This window comes from Klebsiella sp. GG_Kp146 (assembly GCF_040061975.1).
Taxonomy (GTDB): Bacteria; Pseudomonadota; Gammaproteobacteria; order Enterobacterales; family Enterobacteriaceae; genus Klebsiella; species Klebsiella quasipneumoniae.
In genome coordinates this window covers 56,257-64,871 of sequence record NZ_JBEAHA010000017.1, presented here as the reverse complement: position 1 = coordinate 64,871, position 8,615 = coordinate 56,257, and the positions used below count along the sequence as shown (strand labels likewise).

The window sequence follows — 8,615 nt, the reverse complement described above, 5'->3', positions numbered from 1 at the left end:
CGCCGTAAGAGACATAACGCAGAAAATTAACCGGGAGCGCAATCTGCCCGGAATTGACATAACGCAGACGATTAGCCGGGAGCGCAAACTACGCTGAAGCCACAGATAACATAAAAAACCACACGGCAGCGCTTCCCCTCCCCCTGGCCCTCTCCCGGAGGGAGAGGGAACCGTCCGGGGTCGCTTCCGCTATCCTCCCCTACTTCGCCAGGCTGGCAAAGCGGGCGAAGACCGCATCAAAAATCCCCAAGCCCTGCGCCACCTGCTCAGCAGTAATGGTGCACGGCGGTACCACATGAATGCGGTTCTCCACCACAAAGGCCAGCAGCCCGGCTTCGGTCAGGGCCCCTTTGATCGCGGCCATGTCGGCGGCGGTCAACGGCGTTTTTTGTTCACGGCTGCTCACCAGCTCCAGCGCCTGGAACAGGCCGCGACCGCGCACCTCGCCGATAATGGCGTGCTTCTCCGCCAGCGCCTCGAGACCGGGGCGCAGCACCTCGTTGCCGATATAGGCCGCGTTCTCAACCACCTTCTCCTCTTTCATCGCGTCGATGGTGGCGACAATCGCCGCCATCGCCAGCGGATGGCCGGAGTAGGTCAGCCCCCCGGCAAAGAAGTGATCGTCAAAATAGCGGGCAATCGGCTCGCTAATCAGCACCCCGCCCGCCGGCACGTAGCCGGCGTTAACCCCCTTGGCAAAGGTCACCAGATCCGGCACCACGCCATCCTGTTCGAAGGCGAACCAGCTGCCGGTACGACCAAAGCCGGCCATCACCTCATCGAGGATCAGCACGATGCCAAACTCGTCGGCCAGCGCGCGCACGCCCTGCATATAGCCTGCCGGCGGCACGAGGATCCCGGCGGTGCCGGGGATAGACTCCAGCAGGATCGCCGCGATAGCCGTCGGCCCCTCGCATTCAATGATCCGCCGCAGATGGGCCAGCGCGCGCTGGCACTCCTCCTCCTCGGTTGCGGCGTTGAACTCGCTGCGGTAAAGGTAAGGATTGAAGAAGTGCACATGGCCGCGGGAAAACTCATTCGGCACCCGGCGCCAGTCGCCGGTGGCGGCGATCGCGCTGCCGGTGTTGCCATGGTAGGAGCGATAGGCCGACAGCACCTTGTCGCGTCCGGTATACAGCCGCGCCATGCGAATCGCGTTCTCATTGGCATCCGCCCCGGCGTTGGTGAAAAACACCTTGCTGAAGCCCGCCGGCGCCAGGTCGACGATGCGCTTCGCCGCTTCGCCGCGGGCAAGGTTGGCGGTAGCGGGCGCGATGGTGACCAGGGTCTCCAGCTGCGCCTTCATGGCCGCCAGTACCCGGGGGTGCTGATAGCCAATGTTGACGTTCACCAGCTGGCTGCTGAAGTCGAGCCAGGTGTTCCCCTCATAATCCCATAGCTCGCAGCCTTGCGCCCCGGCGATGACCAGCGGGTTGAGATTGCCCTGCATCGACCATGAATGAAACACATAGGCGCGATCCAACTGCCGAACTTCGTCATTGCTTACCGCGACCTCGTTGTGAATTGCCAGCTTCATACCCTGCCCTCTCTCATGTCGTAGTGGTTGACTTCATCATTGGCCGCGGCCGCGCAAATCGGATAGAGCCAGTGTGCGCAAAACGATGTGACACGGTGTCACATTCCCGCCCGTCGTCTGGCCCTGTGCCTTGCCGTCCGGCGTTTTTATAGTGAAGGGACAACCGCACAGGAGAATGAGATGGCAACGAGCAACGTAGTGTTTATCACCGGGGCGACCTCGGGTTTTGGCGAAGCGGCAGCGCAGGTGTTTGCCGATGCGGGCTGGTCGCTGGTGTTGAGCGGGCGCCGCTATCCGCGACTGAAGGCCTTGCAGGACAGACTCGCCGCCCAGGTGCCGGTGCATATTATTGAGCTTGACGTTCGCGACAGCGAGGCGGTGGCTGCGGCGGTGGCGTCGCTGCCCGCCGATTTCGCCGATATCACCACCCTGATCAACAACGCCGGGCTGGCGCTGTCGCCGCTGCCGGCGCAGGAGGTGGCGCTGGAGGACTGGAAAACGATGATCGACACCAACGTCACCGGTCTGGTGACGATGACCCACGCCCTGCTGCCGACGCTGATCCGCCATGGCGCCGGGGCGAGCATTATCAATATCGGCTCGATCGCCGGGCAGTGGCCCTATCCCGGCAGCCATGTCTATGGCGCCAGCAAGGCCTTTGTAAAACAGTTCAGCTATAACCTGCGCTGCGATCTGCTTGGCACCGGCGTGCGGGTCACCGATCTGGCGCCGGGGATTGCCGAGACCGAATTTACCCTGGTGCGCACCAAGGGCGACCAGGCGGCATCGGATAAGCTCTATCGCGGCACCACGCCGCTGAGCGCGCGCGATATCGCCGAGCAGATGTTTTATATCGCCACGCTGCCGGCGCATATGAACATTAACCGGGTGGAGGTGATGCCGGTGCGTCAGGCGTGGCAGCCGTTCGCCATCGACCGGGATTAAGCGAAACCCGACGCTCCCCCTGCCGGCGCTGCCGGCAGGGGGCACAGACCGGTCTAGCGGCTGCTTTGCAGAAACTGCCTGACGCGTTCGGAGTCAGGTTGCGTGAAAAACTTCTCCGGCGGCGCCTTCTCAATCAGCAGTCCCTTCTCCAGAAACACCACCTCATTGGACACCTGGCGGGCAAAATCCATCTCGTGGGTCACCACCACCATGGTGTAGCCCTCGGCGGCAAGGGCTTTCATCACCCCTAACACCTCGTTCACCAGTTCCGGATCCAGCGCCGAGGTCGGTTCGTCAAAGAGGATAACTTCCGGCGACATCGCCAGCGAACGGGCGATCGCCACCCGCTGCTTCTGCCCGCCGGAGAGGGTGATCGGGTAGACATCGGCTTTGTGCGCCATGCCGACTTTCTCCAGCTGCTGCATGGCCATGGCCTGCGCCTCGTCTCGTTTCATGCCCTTAACGCGCAGCAGCGCCTCGCTGACGTTCTGCTGCACGGTCAGGTGCGGCCACAGGTTAAAACTCTGAAACACCATCCCCACCCGCTCGCGAATTTTCGCCAGCTGGCGGTGCGACATCGCCCGGCCGCGCTGCTCATCAATCCCCAGCCGCTGACCGCCGATATGAATTTCGCCGCGGTCCGGCTGTTCCAGCCAGTTCATACAGCGCAGCAGGGTGGATTTTCCCGACCCGGACGAGCCGAGAATACTCACCACGGTCCCCTTCTCCACCGTCAGGTTAATATCCCGCAGGACTTCCACATTATCGAACTGCTTGGAGACGTTTTTGACGCTTACGGCAATAGACTCAGGCATGGCTCATTCCTCTTTTGGCTCCCCAGGCGGTCAGGCGCTTAATCAGCAGCTCCAGCAGAATGCTGATCGCCCAGTAAAGCCCAATGGCAACGATAAAGGCGTTAAACGGAATAAAATAGGTCGCCTGGACGCTGTTGGCGGCGGCGGTGATCTCCTGAACGGTAATAATGCTCAGGAAAGCGGTGTCCTTCAGGCAGATAATCAGCTGATTGCCGATCAGCGGTAAGGCGGAAGAGACGATATTGGGTAAAATAATCCGCCGAAAAATGGCATAGCGAGAAAAGCCCTGAGCAATGGCGGCTTCAATATACCCGCCGGAAAATACCCGCCGCTGACTGCGCAATATTTCAAAAAAATAGGCGCCATGATAAATAATCAGGGCCAGTAAACCGGCGGTCCACGGCTCCATGCTAATACCGAGCTGCGGCAGTCCGTAATACAGCAGATAGGCGAGGATCAAAAAAGGGATCGCGCGCATCAGGCTGACGAAACCAATGATAACCCGGTTAAGGACTTTCTTTTGATATTCACTCAAATAGCACAGCGCAATACCGATAATAAGGGCCGCGAGGGCGGCGGTAATAAACAGTTCGAGGGTCGCGAATAACCCGGCAATAAAGCTATCGCGTACCGACCAGATAACGCCCCACTGATTCATAATACCTCCCGTTGCTAGCGCGCCAGACGCCTGGCTTTCCGTTCCGCGATCCCCTGCAGCTTCAATAAACAGCCGATGATCGCCACATACAGCAGGCCGGCGGCGAGGATCGGCGACAGCGGCTCGTAGGTGACCGAGGAGATACGGTTGGTCACCCGGGTGAGATCCACCACGCCGATCACGGCGATCGCCGGGCTACCTTTGATCAAAAACGACATCTCATTGACCAGCGCCGGCAGGCTCTCGATCCACATCTGCGGCAGCATGATGTAGCGGAAGTAGGTCCAGCGGCGCATTCCCACCGATTCCGCCGCCTCCCGCTGTTCGCGCGGAAAGGTGCGGAAGGCGTTGCGCCAGATCTCAGCGTTAAACGCCGAGGTGTTAAGCGTCAGCGCCACGATGGCGGCCACGTTCTTGTCGAGGTTAATGCCCATCGTGGGCAGGGAAAGGAACAGAAACAGCACCAGCGTCACCAGCGGCGTCGCGCGGGCCAGGCTGATATAGACCACCAGCAGCTGGTCGATAACCGGCAGGCGTAGCATCCGCACCAGGGCGATCAGCAGCCCCGCCACCACCCCGAAGGCGATAGCGATGGCCGAAATCCAGAGGGTCGTCCATGCGCCTTCGATTAATAACTGCCAGGAAATTGCATCCATGAGGCCCTCCTTCTCAGCAACAGGCGGCGGTCGCCCGCCGCGAAACATTACAGACCGGCAAGCTTATGAAACTGTTCCGGGCTGGTGATCGCCTCGGTGGGCAGGTTGTCATAGGTTTCGCCAAACCACTTTTTCTGCAGCTCGGCGAGCTTGCCGGTCTCCTTCATGTGGTTCATAAACTTGGTCATATAGGCCAGCAGCTGCGGCGAGTTTTTCGGGATCGGCCACGCCATATAGCCCGGTCCGGAGACGGCCAGCCCTTTGGCGAAGACCTTCGGTTTGGCTTTCGCCAGGTCGTTTACCGAGATCACCACGTTAATCACGTAATCCAGCCGCTTATTCGCCAGGTCGGCGTAGGCTTCCGGATAGGAGGGGTACTCCACCACCGGCCCCAGCTTGCCGCCGGTCTTCTCCAGCATCGCCTTCAGCTCCGGCAAACGCGCCAGCAGCGCGCTGCCCGCCTGCACGCCCACTTTTTTGCCGCTGAGATCGGCAATGGTGTTTAGCGAGGTATCGCCAGCGCGTTTGACGAAATAGTGCTGCGCGGAGGCCCACGGCGGGGTGAAATCAAAGACCTTCAGCCGCTCATCGGTAATAACCGCCCCGGTCAAGGCCATATCGTATTGTCCGGTGGAAACCGCCGCTAATAATCCGGTCCACGGTAATATGCTCTGGTCGACATGAAATTTGGCGTATTTACGTAACTCCTCAAGCATATCTTTGTTAAAGCCATCGGCCTGACCATTATTCATAAAGTTAAATGGCGCATAATCATCTTCCGTCGCCACTTTCAGGGTGCCGGATTTTTCTATTTCCGGCAGATCGGCCGCGACGGCGTGATAAGAAAAAGCAACCGTTAATACAGCGCTCAGACACATTGATGCCAATGATTTTTTCATTATTTCACCCCTGATGGATTGGCCAGACGGGTTCATTCCAGAACGCGAAAAGGTTTATGCAAAATAGAGGCCGGGAGGTTCCGGTCCGCGGCGGCTGAATGCGTTTTTAATGTGGGAGCGTTTTGCAATTCCGTATAGAGCCAGATGGGCCGCATCGCTGTGTCAGATGGCGGAAGGGTGGTATGGAATTTGCTGAGCTTATGGGGTGGTCGCGATGCGTTATTGCCAGAGGAGCCCCGTATGATCCGTCACCTGTTACACGTTGATTTTGAGCCTGGCCGCGGTTTGCAGGAGCAGGTGCGAGAGACGCTGGTGAATGCCATTCTCAGCGGGATCTTCGCCGCCGACACCCCACTGCCCTCCTGCCGCCAGCTGGCCAGCCAGCTGCGCGTCTCGCGCAATACCACCGCCCTGGTGTTCGAAAGCCTGGTCAACGAGGGCTATCTGATAAGCCGCCCGCGAAGCGGTTACTACCTGCATCCCGACTATCACGACGCTTCGCCTCCCGCGGTCGAGAGTGCACCGCAGCGCGAAGCGGCTGCACCACGCTGGGGCGACCGGCTGCAGATGACCCCCAGCCAGCAGGAGTCGATCCTCAAACCGGCGGGCTGGATGCACTACCGCTACCCGTTTATCTACGGCCAGCCCGATACCCGACAGTTCCCGCTGGCCACCTGGCGCTCGGCGGCCAACTGGCTGCACGGCGGGGTGCGCGATCCGGCGTGGGTGGTCGACCATATTGACCAGGATGTGCCGATGCTCATCGAGCAGATCCGCACCCGGGTGCTGCCCAAGCGCGGCATTGTCGCCGCCCCGGACGAAATTCTCATCACCCTGGGCTCGCAAAACGCCCTCTACCTGCTGACACGGCTGCTGCTCTCTTCCACCACCCGCATTGGCGTCGAAAACCCCTGCTTTCGCGAAGCCATCAACACCTTTCTGCTCGCCGACGCCGAGGTAGCGCCGCACCCGGTGGATGAAGAGGGGATCGTGCTTAATGAGCGTCCCTGCGATTACTACTATGTCACCCCCGGCCACCAGGTGCCCACCGGAGTGGCGATGAGCAGCGCGCGCCGCCGCCAGCTGCTGGAGCATGCCGCCCGCCATGACGCGGTGATCATTGAAGATGATTATGACTCGGAGAGTAACTTTACCCAAAACCCGCTGCCGGCGCTGAAGGCCAGCGATCGCAGCGGCCGGGTGGTGTATGTCAGCAGCCTGTCAAAGGCGCTGTCGCCGGGGCTGCGGCTGGGGTTTATGGTCGCCGACCCGGACCTGATCGACGAGGCGCGCGCCCTGCGCCGGCTGGTCTATCGCCATCCGCCGACCAACATTCAGTACCAGATGGCCCACTTCCTCGCCCAGGGCCATTATGAAACCCATCTGCGGCGCTACCACTACGACTCCGCCCAGCGCTGGGAGCGCCTGCACGCCGCCCTGCAGCGCTACCTGCCGTCGTGCCGCGCGCTGGCGGGGAGCGAACACGCTAACGCCTTCTGGCTGCAGACCCCGGCGCAGATCAACACCCAGCAGCTTACCTGGCGCGCCGCCCACGCCGGCGTGCTGATTGAGCCCGGGGCGCGCCATTTTCTCAACGCCGCGCCGCCGGATAACTACTTTCGCATGGGATTCCACGCCATTAACCCCGATGCCATCGCCCGGGGGGTGGAAGTCCTGCGCGGCCAGCTGGAGCAGATGGGTTAGCGGGATTGCTCATACTCGACGGCATCGCGCACGTTGAGCAGCGCCGGGCGCAGGCTGTCGAAAGGCACCGAACCGAGCGCGATGCGCAGCGCCTGTGGGATCGTGGCGGAGACGCAGAACGGCTCGGCGGTCGACACCGAAATACGGCGTTCCATCAGCGCATTCGCCAGCCGGTCGGCCCGGCTCTCTTCGCCCAGCGGCAGCCAGACGAAGTACGAATCGGGATGACTCACGACGGTAAGGCCACAGAGCACCTCGCGGGCCACCTGCTGCCGCTGTCGCGCATCCTGTCGTTTCTGCGTTTCAAAGCGGGCCACCGTGCCATCTTCAATCCAGGCGCAGATCAGCGAGCTTATCAGCGTCGGCGTATTCCACGTCGTGGCCCGGATGGCGCGCTCAATCTCCGGCCGATAGCGCGGCGGAGAAATCACCACCCCCACGCGCAGTCCGGTGGCGATATTTTTCGAAAATCCGGTGACATACACCGTTCTTTCCGGCGCATAGCTGACCACCGGCGGCGGCGGATGGCTCACCAGCCGGGCGTAGGCGGCATCTTCGATAATCAGCAGATCGTGCTGGCGCGCGAGGTCGGCCAGCGCCTGCCGCTGCCCGGCGTTGAGCACCCAGCCCAGCGGATTGTGCAGCGTCGGCATGGTATACACCGCCCGCACCCGCCGCTGTTGGCACAGCGTGTGAAGCGCCTGCAGGTCCGGCCCCTCGGCCCGACAGGGGATCGCCGCCAGCTCCAGATGATAGAGCGCCGCCAGCACCTTGAAGCCCGAATAGGTCAGCGCATCCACCGCCACCACATCCCCCGGACGTAACAGCCCCATAACGGTCACCGCCAGCCCGTGCTGCGCGCCGTTGACGATCAGGACATTTTCCGCGTCCGGCGCAAAGTGCCGGCAGGTCAAATGGCGGGCGATGATTTCCCGCTCGGCGAGCCGCCCGGCGTGAGGCTGATAGCGCAGATGCGAGTCAATATCGCCCGCCATCGCCAGCTGCCTGAGCGCCTCGCGCAGCGCATCGCCCTGCGCCGGCAGCGAAGGGTAGTTGAAGTTAAGATCCACGACGTCGGCGGCCACCGCCTGCTGGTCGACCCCATGCCCCGGCGGCAGCGAGAGGTCCCGCACGAAGGTGCCGCGCCCGGTTTCGCCACTGACCAGCCCCATCTCCTCCAGTTCACGGTAGACGCGCGTGGCGGTGGCCAGCGAGAGGCGTTCCTCGGCGGCCAGGGTACGATGCGTCGGCAGACGGGTGCCGGCGGGCAGCTGCCCGCTGCGAATCGCCTGCGCGTATCGGTCGACAACGGCTTTGTATCGGGCTTTCATCGTGAAATGTATCTATGACAATAATTTGATTGTATCAGATTGGCCACATTACCATCGCCGCTGACGATGC

The 8,615-nt window shown here is 61.5% G+C and carries 8 protein-coding genes; 2 read left to right on the top strand and 6 right to left on the bottom strand.

Going from position 1 to position 8,615, the window contains the following annotated elements:
* Positions 1-199: 199 nt before the first annotated feature.
* Complete coding sequence (locus tag ABLU95_RS18885; protein WP_032455038.1) at positions 200-1,537, bottom strand: aspartate aminotransferase family protein; 1,338 nt, start codon at positions 1,535-1,537, stop codon at positions 200-202.
* A gap of 180 nt (positions 1,538-1,717) precedes the next feature.
* On the opposite strand from ABLU95_RS18885, the gene ABLU95_RS18880 reads away from it, so the two are divergent.
* Positions 1,718-2,482: an SDR family NAD(P)-dependent oxidoreductase gene (locus ABLU95_RS18880; protein ID WP_023288749.1), complete on the top strand. Its 765-nt coding sequence runs from the start codon at positions 1,718-1,720 to the stop codon at positions 2,480-2,482.
* A gap of 53 nt (positions 2,483-2,535) precedes the next feature.
* On the opposite strand, the gene ABLU95_RS18875 is transcribed toward ABLU95_RS18880, so the two are convergent.
* Genes ABLU95_RS18875 through ABLU95_RS18860 form a run of 4 tightly spaced genes read right to left on the bottom strand, consistent with a single transcriptional unit; the run spans position 2,536 to position 5,510 of the window.
* Entirely contained in the window at positions 2,536-3,297 is a 762-nt protein-coding gene (locus ABLU95_RS18875) for an amino acid ABC transporter ATP-binding protein (protein ID WP_032455037.1), read from the bottom strand.
* Entirely contained in the window at positions 3,290-3,955 is a 666-nt protein-coding gene (locus ABLU95_RS18870) for an ABC transporter permease subunit (RefSeq protein WP_004885631.1), read from the bottom strand. The genes ABLU95_RS18875 and ABLU95_RS18870 overlap by 8 nt, the downstream gene beginning before the upstream one ends.
* 14 nt (positions 3,956-3,969) lie before the next feature.
* Positions 3,970-4,611 carry an amino acid ABC transporter permease gene (locus tag ABLU95_RS18865; protein ID WP_002893187.1) on the bottom strand — a complete coding sequence of 214 codons (642 nt, stop codon included), beginning with the start codon at positions 4,609-4,611 and terminating at the stop codon, positions 3,970-3,972.
* A gap of 47 nt (positions 4,612-4,658) precedes the next feature.
* Entirely contained in the window at positions 4,659-5,510 is an 852-nt protein-coding gene (locus ABLU95_RS18860) for a transporter substrate-binding domain-containing protein (protein WP_022631237.1), read from the bottom strand.
* Between the two features lie 240 nt (positions 5,511-5,750).
* Between ABLU95_RS18860 and ABLU95_RS18855 the strand changes: the two genes are divergently transcribed.
* The gene (locus tag ABLU95_RS18855; RefSeq protein WP_023288747.1) at positions 5,751-7,214 is read left to right on the top strand and encodes a PLP-dependent aminotransferase family protein; all 1,464 of its coding nucleotides are present in this window, start codon (positions 5,751-5,753) and stop codon (positions 7,212-7,214) included.
* Here ABLU95_RS18855 and ABLU95_RS18850 read toward each other — a convergent pair.
* Positions 7,211-8,545, bottom strand: a complete 1,335-nt coding sequence (locus ABLU95_RS18850) for a PLP-dependent aminotransferase family protein (protein ID WP_241515617.1) — start codon at positions 8,543-8,545, stop codon at positions 7,211-7,213. The two genes, ABLU95_RS18855 and ABLU95_RS18850, sit on opposite strands and share 4 nt — an antisense overlap.
* Between the last annotated feature and the right edge of the window lie 70 nt (positions 8,546-8,615).